Here is a 16454-nt window from a genome sequence, read left to right as displayed (position 1 = left end):
CCTCGCCCAAAGGCGAGGTTTTTCTATATACATACCATTATTTTTTCTTTTTCACTTTACCGTTCCACATTTTGAAGCCGCCTTTTAAATCATAGATTTCTTTAACACCGTGGCGACGAAGCATTTGTGCTGCGCGTCCTGTGCGCATTCCGCTTTGACAATAGATGTAGACAGGCTGATCTGAACGAAATTCTTTAATGCGCATACGGAACTGTGACAGCGGAATATTTCGTGCGCCTAAAATATGTCCGTTTTCGAATTCATTCGGTTCACGAATATCAACTAGCTGTGCCTTGCGGTAGCCGCTGCGGAATTCTTCTTCAGTTAACGTTTTCATAATGCGACGTTGGATAAAGAACATAACGACAGAGTATATGATGATTACTCCAAGTAAAATGAGTACTGCTGTAATTGCTGACATGCTGATTCTTCCTTTCTTCGACAAAATCCATACTCTTATTATATAAGTGAATGAAATTAGAAGTAAAGCGATTTTGCCTTGAATCTAGCGGATTTCTTCCCGAAAATGAAAAAACTACCACATTTGAATTCGCAGTTTTATGTTGCTCTTTGCTTTTCCTTAGCTCAATCTTTTGGTAGACTAAAAAACGGATTTATTTTTTATATTACATATAGCTGAGGATGAGGTAGATGAAAGCAAAGTGGAGATTTATTGATTCCAACAACCGTTCGCCTTATTACAATATGGCGTTAGATGAAGCGTTATTAGAATGGCATAGTAAAGGGGAAATTCCACCTACGATTCGTTTTTACGGATGGAACCCTCCAACGCTGTCGATCGGTTATTTTCAAAAAGCTGAAAAAGAAATTAACTTTGATAAAGTAAAAGAATTAGGATTAGGCTTTGTGAGACGTCCAACGGGCGGCAGGGGCGTGCTTCATGATGAAGAGCTTACTTACAGCGTCATTGTATCTGAAGAGTATCCTAATATGCCTAAGACAGTTACAGAGGCATATCGCGTCATCTCTGAAGGTTTACTGGAAGGATTTCGTTCGTTAGGGCTCGAGGCTTATTTTGCTATTCCTCGTTCAGAAGAAGAAAAAAATAGCTTAAAAAACCCTCGTTCGTCCGTGTGCTTTGATGCTCCTTCTTGGTATGAACTTGTTGTAGAGGGCCGCAAAATTGCTGGAAGTGCCCAAACTAGACAAAAAGGAGTTATTCTACAGCACGGCTCTATTCTGTTAGAGATTGATGAAGATAAATTATTCAGCGTGTTTAATTATCCAAATGACCGCGTGAAAGAAAGAATGCAGCGCGCATTTCGTTCTAAAGCCGTAGCGATCAATGCAATTGCGGGCCGCAAAATTTCTATCGAAGAAGCAAAAGAAGCGTTTTATAAAGGATTTGCTTCTGCTCTTGATATCGATTTAGAACCGTATACACTGTCTGAAGAAGAGGAAGCATATGTAGAAGAACTAGCGCGCACAAAGTACGGATCGGATGAATGGAACTTTAAGCGCTAAACGAATGCGGATGGTAAATAGATAAAAGTGCAACTTCTTATAAGTTGCACTTTTTATTGGAATTTTTAGAAACAATGCTTGGCTAATAGAATATATAGGGAAGAAAAGTCAAACACTTTTTTTACGAAAAAAAAAATATTTCACTTGACACCCTTCTATATGTAGATGTTTGGAGAAGTGTCAAATACTATATATTGAATTCGTCCAAGCCGTGTGGTAAGTTATTGATAGTTGATTGAAAAACTCTATTTCCTTTAAAAGGAAATAGAGTTAATAAATTTATAGATGTTCGATAGGTAAGGAGTTGTGAGAATGACTGTTTTGTTAAATCAAAAAGTGAATATGAATGTTGAAAAGCTCAATTCAGATATTGAACGCTTTCCGCAAGTACATCCGATTACACCGGATATGAAGTTAACTCATAAAGGTGTTTCAAGATTGGTAATGTTAGACCGCTATGCGTTTAAAGATACGGAAAAATTAACGTTATCAGAAGGAGATTTTGTTGTTCTAACTGTAAAAGAAGACCCAAAATTTCCAGCACGAGGACTTGGCTATGTGGAAAGCATTAATTTTGAGCAAAAAACCGCTGTTGTCAAGGTAGAAGATGAGTTTAGAGGAGCTTTATCACCTGAAGAAGCAGAAAATGGGTTAATTACTCGTTCTTTAGATGTTATTGAAAAACCTCTAGAGGTCTTCTATGAGCAAATTGCAAAACGTAATGCAACAGGCTTAGCTTCTGTGGAAAAAACAGAAGAAAAGCGCAAAGAGTGGTTTGAAAAGTTCTATCAAGAGCTTGTTCAGCTAAACTTTGTACCAGCTGGCCGCGTTCTTTACGGTGCAGGTGCTGACACGGACGTAACGTACTTTAACTGTTACGTAATGCCTTATGTAAAAGATTCACGTGAAGGTATTTCAGAACACCGCAAACAAGTAATGGAAATCATGAGCCGCGGAGGCGGTGTTGGAACGAATGGTTCAACTCTTCGCCCGCGCAACACGCTGGCTCGCGGTGTAAACGGCAAATCATCTGGTTCGGTTTCATGGTTAGATGATATTGCTAAACTGACGCATCTTGTTGAGCAAGGTGGGTCACGTCGTGGGGCTCAAATGATCATGCTTGCCGACTGGCATCCTGACATTGTAGAGTTTATTATTTCTAAAATGCAAAACCCTCGCATTTTACGTTTCTTAATTGAAAACACAAATGACGAAATGATTAAAAAGCACGCGCAAGATAAATTGAAGTTCACGCCGCTAACAGAGTCTGAAGAAGCAATGTACCAAGGAATCATTAACTATAAACAAATTCCTGGTCTTGGTGGATTTAATGAAAAAATCATTAAAGATGCAGAAGAAAAGCTGCAAACTGGCGGAACGTACAGCGTTCATAACTCAGAGTTTTTAACAGGAGCAAACATTTCTGTATGCTTAACAAAAGATTTTATGGATGCTGTTGAAAACGACGGTGAATACGAACTTCGCTTCCCAGACGTAGAAAGCTATTCAAAAGAAGAAATGGCTAACTACAATGAAAACTGGCACGAAGTAGGCGACGTGCGCGAGTGGGCAAAACAAGGAAACAAAGTTCGTACGTACCGTACTATCCGTGCAAAAGAGCTATGGAACTTAATTAATATTTGTGCAACGTACTCAGCTGAACCAGGCATTTTCTTCTTCGACAATGCCAATGACATGACAAATGCTCAAGCATATGGTCAGCACGTTGTTGCAACGAATCCATGTGGTGAACAACCACTTGCACCATTCTCTGTTTGTAACTTAGCTGCTGTTAACTTAGCGCAAATGGCAGATAAAGAAACAAAAACAGTTAACTTTGAAAAGCTACGTCAAACGGTTGAAACGGGCGTTAGAATGCAAGATAACGTTATTGATGCAACTCCTTATTTCTTAGAAGAAAACCAAAAGCAAGCGCTTGGCGAACGCCGCGTTGGTCTTGGTGTAATGGGTCTTCACGATCTTCTTATTTATTGTGAAACAGAATACGGCTCTGACAAAGGCAATGAGTTAGTAGATAAAGTGTTTGAAACAATTGCCACGACGGCTTACCGCGCGTCTGTAGAGCTTGGAAAAGAAAAAGGAAGCTTCCCGTTCTTAGTGGGCGAAACAGATGCTGAAACGGCTTCTTTACGTGAAGCATTCACAAATACAGGCTTCATGAAAAAAATGCCTGAAGATATTCGTGAAAACATTAAAGAGCACGGTATCCGAAACTCTCATTTATTAACAGTAGCGCCAACAGGCAGTACTGGAACGATGGTTGGAGTATCAACGGGTCTTGAACCTTATTTCTCATTCTCATACTTCCGAAGCGGTCGTTTAGGTAAGTTTATTGAAGTGAAAGCTGATATCGTTCAAGAGTATTTAGATCAGCATCCAGAAGCAGATCCAAACAATCTTCCTGAATGGTTCATTTCAGCTATGGAACTTGCACCACAAGCTCACGCGGACGTGCAATGTGTGATTCAGCGCTGGATTGATAGCTCAATTAGTAAAACAGTAAACGCTCCTCGTGGTTACACGGTAGAGCAAGTTCAAAAAGTGTACGAGCGTCTGTATAAAGGCGGAGCAAAAGGCGGTACGGTGTACGTAGACGGAAGCCGTGATGCACAAGTCTTAACGCTAAAAGCAGAAGAAAATACATTTGATGAAGAAATTGAAGCGCCAAAAGAAGAAACAAAACCACACGTTGTGTTAGTTGATACAATTAATGAAATTCGTTCAACTGATGTAACAATCGGTTCTGAAGTAGGTAATACGTGTCCGGTTTGCCGTCAAGGAACGGTAGAGGAAATGGGCGGATGCAACACATGTACAAACTGTGGTGCACAGCTGAAATGCGGCCTTTAATTTTTAATCATGATTGACTAGTAAAAGCTGACTCAAGTGAGTCGGCTTTTATTATGTATGAAAATGGGGCATAAATAAGAAGCGGGAGAGAACGGTTCTTGTATTTGAATAAGCATTGTAGTATGATTTTAATTGAATGTCTTTTATCCAGTTTTATCTTATGACATCGCTTTATTTACACGTTTTTTTCACATAGATTATCAAACATGAACACGATATCACTATAAGAAACAGACATTTATGACTTATTATTAGCAATACATAATATTAATTGGGGGAGATTTCATGCCTACACCGAGTATGGAAGATTATATTGAACAAATATATATGCTAATTGAAGATAAAGGATACGCTCGAGTGTCTGATATTGCTGATGCATTGGCGGTTCACCCCTCATCTGTAACAAAGATGGTTCAAAAACTAGACAAAGATGAGTACTTAATTTATGAAAAATATCGAGGCCTTGTTTTAACAGCTAAGGGACAGAAGATTGGAAAACGTCTTGTTTATCGCCACGAGCTCTTAGAGCAGCTATTGCGAATCATTGGCGTGGATGAGAAGAATATTTATGATGACGTAGAAGGAATTGAACATCATTTAAGCTGGAATTCCATTGATCGAATTGGGGACTTGGTTCAATACTTTGAAGAAAATCATAACCGTATTCAAGATCTTCGCAATGTACAGAAACGAAATGAAGAAGAGCAAAAATTATAAGGGAAAAGCAGCGGCCAATAGCGTCACTGCTTTTTTTCTTTTTATCATAACTTGTTGCTGAGTCGACTACAAATGTAGAGTAGGTAGTTTGGAGGAGAGGCTGTGTACGTCGACGGAGTATTTTCAGGTGGCGGTATTAAAGGGCTTGCACTGATTGGTGCGTTACAAGCTTTAGAAGAAAAAGGCTTTATTTTTCGGCGGTTAGCGGGAACGAGTGCGGGTTCCATTATTTGTGCATTTGTAGCAGCTGGTTATACAAGTGAAGAAATCGTTGAAATGATGAATGAAATTGAGTTATCTTCTTTCCTAGATCAAAGAATGTCCTTTTTACCATCGAGCTTGACAAAATGGCTGTTTTTATATTGGAAAATGGGATTATATAAAGGAGAAAGGCTTGAAAAGTGGATTGCTGAGAAGTTGCGGAGCAGAGGAATTCGTACATTTGCTGATTTGCCTGATCAGTCGCTGCGTATTATTGCGTCAGATTTGACCAACAGTACGATGCTTGTTCTTCCAGATGATTTGCCTAAATATCACATTGATCCGAATCGTTTTTCTGTAGCAAGAGCCGTTCGGATGAGCTGCAGCATTCCATATTTTTTTGAGCCGGTTAAATTAAAATCTACTCCAAGCAGTTTAATAGTCGACGGGGGAGTGTTAAGCAACTTTCCAATTTTTTTATTTGATGATGATAAAAGTTTGAAGAAACGACCGGTAATTGGTGTGAAGCTGAGTCCGAAGGACGAAGAGAGAGAACGGAATAAAATTAAAAATGCCGTTGGTTTATTCAGTGCGCTTTTTGAGACGATGAAAGATGCGCACGATGCAAGACATATTTCAAAACGTCACGAAAAAAATATTATCTTTTTACCTGTTAATCAAGTTTTTGCGACAGAATTTACCCTCACAGAAGAACGGAAGGAAGAGCTGATTGCGTTTGGCAAAAAGCGTACAAGGGCATTTTTGAAAAAATGGTGCTATTAAAAAAACAAGGAGGCTTTTCTCCTTGTTTTTTTAAAAGAATGCTCTATTTTTCTTTTTTCCTTTTTTACCTTCGATGACGGTCAAGTGTGAGTTGTTTTTCTTTTTCTTTAGCGGTTTCGTTGATTTGGATACCGGGCGCTTATTTGAGCTTCGGTACGTATGCATATCAACTTTGTTGCTTCCTCGCTCTTTTTCTTTTTGACGCAGTTTCGATTGCTTTACTGCGCGCACATAGCCTCTATCTTGACCTTTTGTCTGAGAAGGGCGGAGAATAAACCGATAAACTAAGTAAAACAAAATGATAAACAGAAAAATATAACCTGCTTGACGTAATAAAACAGCTGGATCTGTAATCAACGTAAATGCAAAGCCAATGACTCCTAACCCGATTAGACCATATACAAGTGGTTTCACGAATGGACGTCTCATTTTGTTCACCTCCTAAAATAGTAAAAAAAGAAAGCAAAACGGTGTGGATTAGACAACTTGTTCGTCAGTGGTAGAAGAAAGTTCATTTTCAACGCGTAAAAGTTCTTTAAATGAAGCAATCGCAACTTCAACTTGATCATCTTTTGGTTCTTTGGTTGTTAAAAGCTGAAGCCATAAACCGGGATAACCTAAAAAGCGAAGAAGAGGGACATGACGAACTTTATTGGTTAACTGTAACACTTCAAATGATAAACCAAGGACAACTGGAATTAATGCAAGGCGATCCACAATTCGTAACCAAAGAGGATCCGTTGGAACTAGTAGGTAGACAAACATTCCTACAACTACGGTAAAGAGGATAAAGCTACTTCCGCAGCGATAATGAAGTCGAGATTGTGCTTGAACGGCTTCTACCGTAAGTTCAGCATTGTTTTCATATGCATTAATGACCTTGTGTTCTGCTCCATGATATTGAAACACCCGTTTAATAAGTGGCGTTTGTGAAATCACATAAATATAGCCAAGGAGCAATAATAGTTTAAATACTCCTTCAATAAAAACTTGAGCTACACTTGAAGTGAAAACAGGACGTGTCAATTGTGCTAAAAACACAGGAATCAATGTAAATAGTACTTTCCCGAAAAGAAAGGATATTACACCAATAGTTGCAACGCCAAATATTAAAGATAGTTTTGATTCTTTTTTCTCTTTTTGTTGTTCTGCTGCTACTTGAGCATCATCTTCTGGATTCACGTCATAGCGTTCAGAGGAAAAGTTCAAGTGCTGCGTACCGTTTGCACTGGCTTCAACAATAGCAGCAATTCCTCGTAAAAAAGGAATTTTTTTTAAAGCAGTGAGTACGGAATTTGATTTTCTTTTTGAATGAAAATAATCAATAGATTGATCTTTGCGGCGAATAGCCGTCACCATCATACGTTTGCCACCGAACATGACACCTTCTATAACGGCTTGACCACCATACGCAGGTTTTTGTAATTTAGACATTTCAGGCACCAACCTAACTTAACTAGACTAGACTTCTTAGTATTTTATATTCTACAGCAAAATCAAATAAACCTCTAGGCGGATGCATGTTATCTAGTTTAGCCAATATTTTTCATCTCCACACCCTTCATATGAATTTTTTTCCTTTCATTTATAAAATTTGTTTATGAAACTCTGTGCGAAGTAGTTTTAAAATGTCTCTGCGATATCAGGCGCCCTTCTTGCGTATAGGAAGAGTAATAAACGTAAAAACTTAGAAATGAGTCGGTAGGAAATGAGAAAAAAGTTCATACTACATCAAGAGGTGATTAATATGTCAGAACCTAAAGAACAGCATGAAAAAAAACAGGATAACCAACCTACGCATAAACAGGAAATATCTTTTTTATTTAAAGCCATCTTTATTTCCTTTTTTGGAGGGGTTTTCTGGAGCTTTATTGGCTATTTAAATTATCTGTTTAGCTTTAGTGTTATCAATCCAAATATGCTTTTAGATCCATGGGCATTAGGTGATTGGAAGGATAAAGGAATAGGTGTTATCGTCAGTATTTTTCTCATAGGGGTATTATCTATTGTTGTCGGGTTGTTATACTACGTCCTATTAAAGAAGTTTAAAACAATTTGGATAGGTTTTGCTTACGGATTATTATGGTGGGCAATCGTATTCGTTGTTTTGAATCCGCTCTTTCCTAACTTGAAAACAATTGGAGAGCTTCCAGCTAACACAATTATTTCATCCCTCTGTATTTATATTTTATATGGTGTATTCATCGGATATTCCATTTCTTTTGAAGCGGCAGAGCTTCAAACAAAAGATGAATCTACAGATTTTCAAACGGCGAATAAGTAGTGTGAATGTTCCAACGTATGCTAATATATTCTATATAATGATTTAAAAAGAAAAATAAAGTGTAAATTCACACAAGTGAGCTGCATAAAGGGTTCGTAGTAGGGGAGAGTGTTGAAATAAGATGAATAAGATTTTAGTAATAAACGGTCCTAATTTAAACCGTTTAGGCGTACGCGAACCAGCGGTATATGGGACAGATAATCTTCAAAATCTTGAAGAGAAGCTTCAGCGAGCAGGCAGAGACCATGGGGTAGAAGTTGAGTGCGTACAGTCTAATCACGAAGGTGTAATTATCGACTGGATTCACGAAGCGGATGAGAAGTTTGATGGGATTATGATCAATCCTGGTGCTTTTACTCACTACAGTTATGCCATTCGAGATGCGATTGCCAGTATATCTGTTCCTGTTATTGAAGTGCATATTTCGAACGTACATAAGCGTGAAGAGTTTCGCCACCATTCGGTGACGGCACCTGTTACGCATGGTCAAATTGTCGGGTTAGGTTTATACGGATACGAGCTTGCTCTGCAGGCACTTTTACAATTAAGGGGGAAATAAAATGAAAATCGAAAAACTACGCGAACAGTTTTCAAAGTTGAATGTAGACGGTGTTGTCGTTACAAGTGAATATAACAGACGCTATATGACCAATTTTACAGGATCTGCTGGTGTCGTTATCATTTCTGAAGACAAAGCGGCATTTGTAACAGATTTTCGTTATGTTGAACAAGCAACTAGTCAAACAGAAGGTTTTGATATCGTTCAGCACAAGGGTCCTATTGTAGAAGAAGTAGCGAATGTAGTGAAACAATTTGGAATTAAAAAGCTTGGTTTTGAACAGAATTATGTTACATATGGACAGCATCAATTATTTGATAAGCATATCGGCGCGGAACTTGTTCCAATCTCGCACGCAATCGAAAACTTACGCTTGATAAAGAGTGACTCAGAGATTAAGATATTAAAGGAAGCTGCAAAAATAGCAGATGCAGCATATGAACATATTTTAACCTTTGTTCGTCCTGGTTTAACAGAGCTTCAAGTATCGAATGAACTGGAGTTCTTTATGAGAAAACAAGGCGCAACATCTTCATCTTTTGATACAATTGTTGCTTCAGGGCATCGCGGGGCTTTACCGCATGGTGTTGCTTCTGACAAAGTAATTGAAAAAGGCGAACTTGTAACGCTTGATTTTGGCGCATACTATAATGGTTACTGTTCAGATATCACACGAACATTTGCCGTCGGTGAAGTAAGTGATAAGCTAAAAGAAATTTATAATGTCGTACTGCAAGCAGAGCTTAACGGAATGAACGGTATCAAAGCAGGTATGACGGGTAAAGAAGCAGATGCGCTAACGCGTGATTATATTACAGAACACGGATACGGCCAGTATTTTGGACATTCGACCGGTCACGGCGTAGGGTTAGAAGTACACGAAGGCCCATCGCTTTCTGTGAAATCTACAGATGTACTGCAGCCAGGTATGATTGTAACCGTTGAACCAGGTATTTACATACCAGACTTAGGGGGCGTTCGTATTGAAGATGATACGGTCGTCACAGCAGAAGGTAATGAGGCATTATCGCACTCATCAAAAGAGTTCATTATTTTATAAAATGTAGGAGGATTTCTTCATGATTTCAGTAAATGATTTTCGTACAGGTTTGACAGTAGAAGTAGACGGGGGTATTTGGCGTGTAATGGATTTCCAACACGTAAAGCCTGGTAAAGGCGCTGCATTCGTTCGCTCAAAACTACGTAACCTTCGTACAGGAGCTGTGCAAGAAAAAACGTTCCGTGCAGGTGAAAAGGTAGGAAAAGCTCAAATTGATAATCGTAAAATGCAATATCTATATGCAAGCGGCGATCAGCACGTATTCATGGACAACCAGTCTTATGAGCAATTAGAGCTTCCGGCGAGTGCAATTGAATATGAGCTAAAATTCTTAAAAGAAAATATGGAAGTCGCAATTATGATGTATCAAGGTGAGACATTAGGTGTTGAACTTCCAAACACAGTTGAGCTTAAAGTAACAGAAACTGAACCTGGTATTAAAGGTGACACAGCTTCTGGCGGTACAAAACCAGCAACTGTTGAAACTGGTTTAACAGTAAACGTTCCTTTCTTCGTAAATGAAGGCGACGTATTAATTATTAACACAACAGACAGCAGCTACGTATCACGCGCGTAATTCGGTCGTGTAAGCAAGCTGCAAACACACGAAAAAGGCAGAGAATGATTCTCTGCCTTTTTTGTGTGTTTTTTTGTGCTAACCCTTCCTTATTTTGCATAGGTTGTACTAAACAACGCAGAGATATAGGAGGGGCTTATGAAGCAGTGGTTGGATCATTTAAACGGTACGGTATTAACGATGGCGTGCCTTCGATTTATTTCTTCATTTATTGAGTTTATTGCCGCTATTTTAATTGTCACAAACAATGATGTGAAAAAAGCGTTAATGATTAATGGAATGCTAGCGCTTGTTGGTCCGATTGTAATGGTGAGTTCTTTCACCATTGGTTTAGTGTCCGTAGCAGATCAATTATCTTTTGGAAAATTAATCATGATTGTAATAGGAGTGCTCTTCATTTTAATCGGTGTTTTTAAATAAAAGGTAGGCATAAAATGGTCAAGCTCATAATACATTGAAGTGAGTTCAAATATGAGGGGATGAATATGTTAAACGAAATACTTGCAATTTTTCCGCCTAATTTAAAAAAGACTGTTGAATTTTATGTCACAAACCATTCTCATGTGCTAGAAGAAATTCGAGTGCGCATAGGAAGACCTGTCGAATTTACAATCAACAATCAGCCTTATTTCGAATCGTATCTTCCAAGTGCAGAAGATGCTTTATTTATCTTAAATAAACTAAGCCAGTTTTCGATTTATATGATTGAAGAAGAATTAAAAAAAGGATATGTCACCATTGAAGGCGGACACCGGGTTGGACTAGCGGGAAAAGTTGTAACGGAAAATGGACAGGTTCGTGTGATTCGTGATGTATCATCCTTTAATATCCGGATTGCTAAACAAAAGATTGGCATTTCGAATCAGCTTATTCCTTTTTTATACAATCGCTATTGGCAAAGTACGGTCATTATAGGACCTCCTCAAACAGGAAAAACAACCATGATTCGTGATTTAGCCAGAGTAATAAGCACTGGCATAGAGCGCTCTAAGATTCCTCCGTTTAAAGTAGGGATTGTAGATGAACGATCAGAAATTGCTGGGGCTGTTAAAGGGGTTCCTCAGCATACATTCGGATCTAGAATGGATTTATTAGATAGCTGTCCGAAAGCTGAAGGCATGATGATGATGATTCGCTCCATGAGTCCCGATGTACTGATCGTGGATGAAGTTGGAAGTGAAGAAGATTGTAAGGCCGTACTTGAAGCCGTTAATGCTGGTGTTCGTGTCATTATGACTGTTCATGGGTATGACATTGACGATTTAATGAAGCGTCCCACTTTGCAAGCTTTAATGAAACTTCACGTATTTAAAAAGTATGTTGTGCTATCGAACAGCCGAGGTCCTGGAACACTTCAGGCTATCTATGATGAGCATTATAACTCCATGAAATTGACCGCTGAAAAGTCGCTTATTGAAAATAGTAAAGGGTGATGGTGTATGAAACTGTTTGGTGCCATCTTTATCTTATTTGCTTCCACTTACACAGGATTTGAGTTTGCAAAGCAGCTTAGCGAAAGACCTAGGCAGCTCAGGCAATTAAAAACGGCTCTTCGGTCGTTAGAAGCGGAAATTATGTATAGCAACCGGCCTCTTCAAGAAGTTGCTCATTTGTTATCTCTACAGCTTCCTAACCCTTTAGCTTCTTTATTTAGTGAGTTTTCAATGAAATTAAAAGAAGGTACTGAAAGTGTCAAGGAAGCTTGGGAAAAGACGTTGGACCAATTTTGGAAACAAACCGCACTTAAAACAGGAGAACTGGAAATCTTAAAACAATTTGGTGAAACGCTTGGTCAGCATGATCGTTATTCGCAGCAAAAGCATATTTTGCTGACGCTGAACCATCTCGAACGCGAAGAACAAGATGCAGTTGATAAGCAGAATCGCTATGAAAAAATGGTTAAAAGTTTAGGCTTTCTATCTGGATTGCTACTGGTCATCCTATTGATGTAGCGATGGAGGAGGATTGAATGTGGGAATTGATATGAACACCATTTTTCAGATTGCTGGGATTGGTATCGTCGTAGCTTTTTTAGTCACCGTACTCGAACAGATGGGAAAAAAAGATTACGCGAATTGGGTTACCCTCATCGGTTTTATTTATATTTTATTTATGGTTGCTTCGATTGTGGAGGACTTATTTCAAAAAATCAAATCGGTTTTTTTATTTCAAGGGTAGAGGGGTGATTTGCCATTGAAATGCTTCAAATTGTGGGCTTAGGATTAGTAGCGACATTTTTGGCACTCATTTTAAAAGAACATAAATCACCTATTGCTTTTTTACTTGTCGTATTCGTGGGATCCGTGATCTTTCTTTTTTTAATTGATCAAATCTACGAGATTATTAAGATGGTCGAGCGGCTGTCGATCAATGCTCACGTTAACATGATTTATGTGGAAACCATTTTGAAAATCATTGGTATTGCCTATATCGCCGAATTTGGTGCTCAAATTACGAAAGATGCAGGACAAGGTGCCATTGCTTCTAAAATTGAATTAGGTGGAAAAGTGCTGATTCTCTCCATGGCAATTCCTATTTTGACGGTCATTATTGAAACGATTATTTCAATGCTGCCCAATTAATTTTACTTAATATGAGGTGACGAAATGAAGCGGTGGACGTTTAAAGTGAATATACTCGCTCTTCTTTTGTTCCTCTTTTTTTTCTTTCCAGAAAATGTACAAGCTTCCGAACCCCCGAAGCAGCAAGAACTTGTCAATGAACAAATTGATAAGCTCGGTATCGATGAAGTCAAACAGTTTTGGGACGATATTATTACCCAATACGGCGGCTTTTTACCCGAGAGTCAGAAGGGAAGTTTAGTCGATTTTTTAAAAGGAGAAAAAGAGTTCTCTCTTAAAGAATGGCTAGGAGGTCTTGTAAAGTTTTTATTTCACGAAGTATTAGCGAATGGAAAGCTCCTCGGTACACTCATTATGCTAACGGTTTTTAGCGTGTTTTTGCAAACGCTCCAAAGTGCGTTTAATCAGCAAACCGTAAGTAAAGTAGCGTATGCGCTTGTATATATGGTTTTGATCATCATTGCTCTTAATAGTTTTCAAATTGCTATTTCTTATGCAACAGGAGCGATTGAGACCATGACCAAATTCATTTTAGCTCTGGTGCCGCTGCTGCTTGCCTTAATGGCATCATCAGGAGGAGTTGTATCGGCAGCCTTTTTTCATCCGATGATTTTGTTTTTAATGAACACCAGCGGTTTGCTTATTCAATACGTAGTGATGCCGCTGCTTTTTCTTTCAGCACTGCTTAGCATTGTGAGTACGATTTCAGATGAGCATAAGGTTACACAGCTTGCTCAGCTGTTGAGAAATATAAGCATTGGCGTGCTTGGAATATTCCTAACTGTTTTTTTAGGTGTGCTATCCGTCCAAGGTGCCACATCAGCTGTTGCTGACGGTATTACGATTCGAACGGCAAAGTTCGTCACAGGGAACTTTATACCTGTTGTAGGGCGTGTGTTCACAGATGCGGCTGATACAGTCATCAGTGCCTCGCTTCTATTAAAGAATTCAGTAGGGATTGCTGGAGTAGCAGTCTTACTGTTAATCGTCGCATTTCCGGCTATTAAAGTGTTAACGCTCGCTTTTATCTATAAGCTAGCAGCAGCTCTTCTTCAACCCATTGGAGGAGGACCGGTTATTTCCTGCTTGAGCATTATCAGCAAAAGCGTCATCTATATTTTTGCGGCGCTTGCTGTTGTCTCGCTTATGTTTTTCTTATGTTTAACGGTCATCATTACAGCGAGCAACGTCACAATGATGGTGAGGTGAAGAAATTGCAGGCCTTAACGACGTGGATTACGAATATCGTTCTTTTTATCTTATTAGCTACCATTATTAATTTACTGTTGCCCAATTCTAGTTTTCAAAAGTATACGAAGCTGGTGGTTGGACTTCTTTTGATGCTGATTATTATTACACCCGTTTTTCAAATTTTTAAAGTGGATGTTAATCAAATGCTGAAATCACTTAGCTTATCATCTATTCGATCCGATCAACAGGTAGAAAATTCAATGGAAAATCAGAAAAAAGAAATACAAGCTTCACAACGTGCATATATTTTAGAACAAATGGCTGTCCAAATGGAGGCAGATGTAAAAGAGGAGTTGATGGATCAGTATGGTGTAGCAATTGATCGAATTCACATTGAAACAAAAAAGCCGAACGACGAACCTACCGCTGATAATATTAAATCCATTTCAGTTGCCGTAAGTAAAAAAGCATCGGGTGATTCCGAGGTTGTTTCAGCTGTGAAAGTTATTTCTATTGATACCTCCACACCGATCGAAACAAACAAACCAACAGAATCCAAGAAATTATCCAACTATTTAGCAGCAAAATGGGATGTAAAACAAGGCCAAGTTGTTGTGAATATGGAGGAGGGAGACACGAAATGAGTCAAAAGCCAGAAAAAGGTGACCCATCATTTTTTCAGCGGTTCTTTTCACTTAAACAGTCATCAACTACGAAGAAACCTTCAAAGTTAATGTATATAGGTATTTTACTAGCTGCAGGCGTTATCTTTATGGTATTTAGCAACTCACTCACAACATCTATGAATTCAGGCGGATTATTAAAGAGTGCAAGCAAAGAAACCAGCGCACCACCGGTATCACAGGATATTCCCGCTTTTAGCTCCAAAAAGACAACAACGATGACAGGTTATGAAGAGCGGTATGAGGAAGAATTGAAAGATATTTTAGATCAAGTTAGAGGCGTAAGTAAGGTAAAAGTAATTGTGAACCTAGATGCAACAGAATCCAAAATATATGAAAAAAACAGCGTGACAAAATCGCAAACGACCAACGAGACGGACCGTGAAGGAGGGACTCGTAAAGTTGAAGATTCCTCAACAGATGAACAGCTGGTCATTGTAAGAAGCGGAGAACAAGAAAAGCCTGTTGTAGTCAAAACCGAAAAGCCAAAAGTCAGAGGTGTGTTAGTTGTCGCTAAAGGAGCTGATAATATCGAGGTAAAGAAATCTATTATTGAAGCCGTGACAAGAGCGCTCGATATACCAAGTCATAGAGTAGCAGTATTAGCGAAAAAAGGATGAGGGGGAAATGAATATGTTATTAAAAAAGCAAACGGTTTGGTTATTAACAATGTTAAGTTTAGTTGTTGTGTTATCGGTGTACTATATGACAACGCCAGAAAATCCTCAGAGTAATGTTGCGCTAGTAGACAATGAAAAACAAAGCGAAAAACAGGCTGATGACAAGGCTCCTGCAGAAGATACAAAACAACAGGCAGATGAGAAATCAGGAACAAAAGAAGGTTCAAAAACCGAAGGCTCAGCAGAAGATGTAAAAAAGGAAACGGCTAAAAATGCAAAAGAATCAGCGGTTGTATCAAGCACAGATAGCGACGAGCTATTTACGGCGCTCCGCTTGGAATTAAATGATGAAAGAAGTCAGCTGAAAGAAGAGTATCAGGAAGTAGCGGCATCAAAAAATGTAACGCCTGCAGAAGTAAGCAAAGCGATGGATAAAATCGATGAATTATCAAAGCTCGGGGAAAAAGAAGCAACGCTGGAAACATTAATTAAAGCAAAAGGATACAGCGACGCGCTAGTAAGAGCAGATGGAAAACAAGTGCAAATTACCGTTAAGACAGAAAAACACTCAAAAACAAAAGCCAATCAAATCATTCAGCTAGTCAAAAAAGAAATGGGTCCAAAAGAAGTAGCGGTAGAGTTTCAGCCAACTAAATAAAGGGAATAAAAGAAGTGTAAAACAGCCGCAAATTGGGGTTGTTTACACTTCTTTTTTTATGAAATGACTAAAATCTAAGCGAGACGGGAAAAATTTTAACATGGCTTTCTTTTTTTACTTCGGTTATAATAGGTTTCATAATCTTATATTAGTACTAGGTGACAAATGTTTTCATAAGTATTG

20 protein-coding genes are annotated in these 16454 nt (G+C 38.7%); 17 read left to right on the top strand and 3 right to left on the bottom strand.

The window, feature by feature from the left end; all coding sequences use genetic code 11:
* Window positions 1-37: 37 nt before the first annotated feature.
* Window positions 38-421, bottom strand: a complete 384-nt coding sequence (locus tag ACRPLY_RS22080; protein WP_034271027.1) for a rhodanese-like domain-containing protein — start codon at window positions 419-421, stop codon at window positions 38-40.
* A 230-nt stretch (window positions 422-651) separates the two neighbouring features.
* Here ACRPLY_RS22080 and ACRPLY_RS22075 point away from each other — a divergent pair, with 230 nt between their 5' ends.
* The 4 genes from ACRPLY_RS22075 to ACRPLY_RS22060 all read left to right on the top strand — a co-directional run bounded on the left by ACRPLY_RS22075 (window position 652) and on the right by ACRPLY_RS22060 (window position 6057).
* Window positions 652-1485, top strand: coding sequence for a lipoate--protein ligase family protein (locus ACRPLY_RS22075; RefSeq protein WP_013085005.1), 834 nt, complete (start codon window positions 652-654; stop codon window positions 1483-1485).
* Between the two features lie 312 nt (window positions 1486-1797).
* Window positions 1798-4356: a vitamin B12-dependent ribonucleotide reductase gene (locus ACRPLY_RS22070; protein ID WP_034271024.1), complete on the top strand. Its 2559-nt coding sequence runs from the start codon at window positions 1798-1800 to the stop codon at window positions 4354-4356.
* 285 nt (window positions 4357-4641) lie between these two features.
* A complete protein-coding gene (gene mntR / locus ACRPLY_RS22065; RefSeq protein WP_013085004.1) occupies window positions 4642-5073 on the top strand; it encodes a transcriptional regulator MntR in 432 nt (143 codons plus the stop codon).
* A 102-nt stretch (window positions 5074-5175) separates the two neighbouring features.
* Window positions 5176-6057: a patatin-like phospholipase family protein gene (locus tag ACRPLY_RS22060; RefSeq protein WP_028411603.1), complete on the top strand. Its 882-nt coding sequence runs from the start codon at window positions 5176-5178 to the stop codon at window positions 6055-6057.
* 30 nt (window positions 6058-6087) lie between these two features.
* Here the strand turns inward: ACRPLY_RS22060 and ACRPLY_RS22055 are convergent, their stop codons facing one another.
* Both ACRPLY_RS22055 and ACRPLY_RS22050 read right to left on the bottom strand, forming a co-directional pair.
* Window positions 6088-6486, bottom strand: coding sequence for an SA1362 family protein (locus ACRPLY_RS22055; RefSeq protein WP_013059160.1), 399 nt, complete (start codon window positions 6484-6486; stop codon window positions 6088-6090).
* A gap of 48 nt (window positions 6487-6534) precedes the next feature.
* The gene (locus ACRPLY_RS22050) at window positions 6535-7491 is read right to left on the bottom strand and encodes a DUF1385 domain-containing protein (protein WP_014458240.1); all 957 of its coding nucleotides are present in this window, start codon (window positions 7489-7491) and stop codon (window positions 6535-6537) included.
* Between the two features lie 313 nt (window positions 7492-7804).
* Between ACRPLY_RS22050 and ACRPLY_RS22045 the strand changes: the two genes are divergently transcribed.
* From ACRPLY_RS22045 to ACRPLY_RS21985, 13 genes are all read left to right on the top strand, one after another.
* Window positions 7805-8341 carry a YqhR family membrane protein gene (locus ACRPLY_RS22045; protein ID WP_028411601.1) on the top strand — a complete coding sequence of 179 codons (537 nt, stop codon included), beginning with the start codon at window positions 7805-7807 and terminating at the stop codon, window positions 8339-8341.
* A gap of 121 nt (window positions 8342-8462) precedes the next feature.
* Window positions 8463-8900 carry a type II 3-dehydroquinate dehydratase gene (aroQ, locus tag ACRPLY_RS22040; protein WP_013059157.1) on the top strand — a complete coding sequence of 146 codons (438 nt, stop codon included), beginning with the start codon at window positions 8463-8465 and terminating at the stop codon, window positions 8898-8900.
* A gap of 1 nt (window position 8901) precedes the next feature.
* A complete protein-coding gene (locus tag ACRPLY_RS22035; RefSeq protein ID WP_033579709.1) occupies window positions 8902-9960 on the top strand; it encodes a M24 family metallopeptidase in 1059 nt (352 codons plus the stop codon).
* 19 nt (window positions 9961-9979) lie between these two features.
* Entirely contained in the window at window positions 9980-10537 is a 558-nt protein-coding gene (efp, locus tag ACRPLY_RS22030; protein WP_013059155.1) for an elongation factor P, read from the top strand.
* A 138-nt stretch (window positions 10538-10675) separates the two neighbouring features.
* Window positions 10676-10957, top strand: a complete 282-nt coding sequence (locus tag ACRPLY_RS22025) for a YqhV family protein (RefSeq protein WP_028411599.1) — start codon at window positions 10676-10678, stop codon at window positions 10955-10957.
* 65 nt (window positions 10958-11022) lie between these two features.
* Window positions 11023-11970 (top strand): stage III sporulation protein AA, encoded by a 948-nt coding sequence (gene spoIIIAA / locus ACRPLY_RS22020; RefSeq protein WP_028411598.1) that lies wholly within the window; start codon window positions 11023-11025, stop codon window positions 11968-11970.
* 6 nt (window positions 11971-11976) lie between these two features.
* Complete coding sequence (gene spoIIIAB, locus ACRPLY_RS22015; protein ID WP_028411597.1) at window positions 11977-12489, top strand: stage III sporulation protein SpoIIIAB; 513 nt, start codon at window positions 11977-11979, stop codon at window positions 12487-12489.
* 19 nt (window positions 12490-12508) lie between these two features.
* The gene (gene spoIIIAC, locus ACRPLY_RS22010; protein ID WP_013059151.1) at window positions 12509-12715 is read left to right on the top strand and encodes a stage III sporulation protein AC; all 207 of its coding nucleotides are present in this window, start codon (window positions 12509-12511) and stop codon (window positions 12713-12715) included.
* Window positions 12716-12735: 20 nt separating this feature from the next.
* On the top strand, window positions 12736-13119 hold the full coding sequence (gene spoIIIAD, locus ACRPLY_RS22005; RefSeq protein WP_013059150.1) for a stage III sporulation protein AD: 384 nt from the start codon (window positions 12736-12738) through the stop codon (window positions 13117-13119).
* Between the two features lie 24 nt (window positions 13120-13143).
* Window positions 13144-14328 (top strand): stage III sporulation protein AE, encoded by a 1185-nt coding sequence (spoIIIAE, locus tag ACRPLY_RS22000; RefSeq protein WP_013059149.1) that lies wholly within the window; start codon window positions 13144-13146, stop codon window positions 14326-14328.
* Window positions 14325-14954 carry a stage III sporulation protein AF gene (spoIIIAF, locus tag ACRPLY_RS21995; RefSeq protein ID WP_275210710.1) on the top strand — a complete coding sequence of 210 codons (630 nt, stop codon included), beginning with the start codon at window positions 14325-14327 and terminating at the stop codon, window positions 14952-14954. The genes spoIIIAE and spoIIIAF overlap by 4 nt, the downstream gene beginning before the upstream one ends.
* Window positions 14951-15613 (top strand): stage III sporulation protein AG, encoded by a 663-nt coding sequence (gene spoIIIAG / locus ACRPLY_RS21990; RefSeq protein WP_028411595.1) that lies wholly within the window; start codon window positions 14951-14953, stop codon window positions 15611-15613. Before spoIIIAF ends, spoIIIAG begins: the two co-directional genes overlap by 4 nt.
* 7 nt (window positions 15614-15620) lie before the next feature.
* Complete coding sequence (locus ACRPLY_RS21985; protein ID WP_230683451.1) at window positions 15621-16271, top strand: SpoIIIAH-like family protein; 651 nt, start codon at window positions 15621-15623, stop codon at window positions 16269-16271.
* Window positions 16272-16454 lie beyond the last annotated feature (183 nt).

Source organism: Priestia sp. TGN 0903 (assembly GCF_050846855.1).
Classification (GTDB): Bacteria; Bacillota; Bacilli; order Bacillales; family Bacillaceae_H; genus Priestia; species Priestia zanthoxyli.
This window is presented reverse-complemented; position numbering and strand designations above follow the sequence as displayed.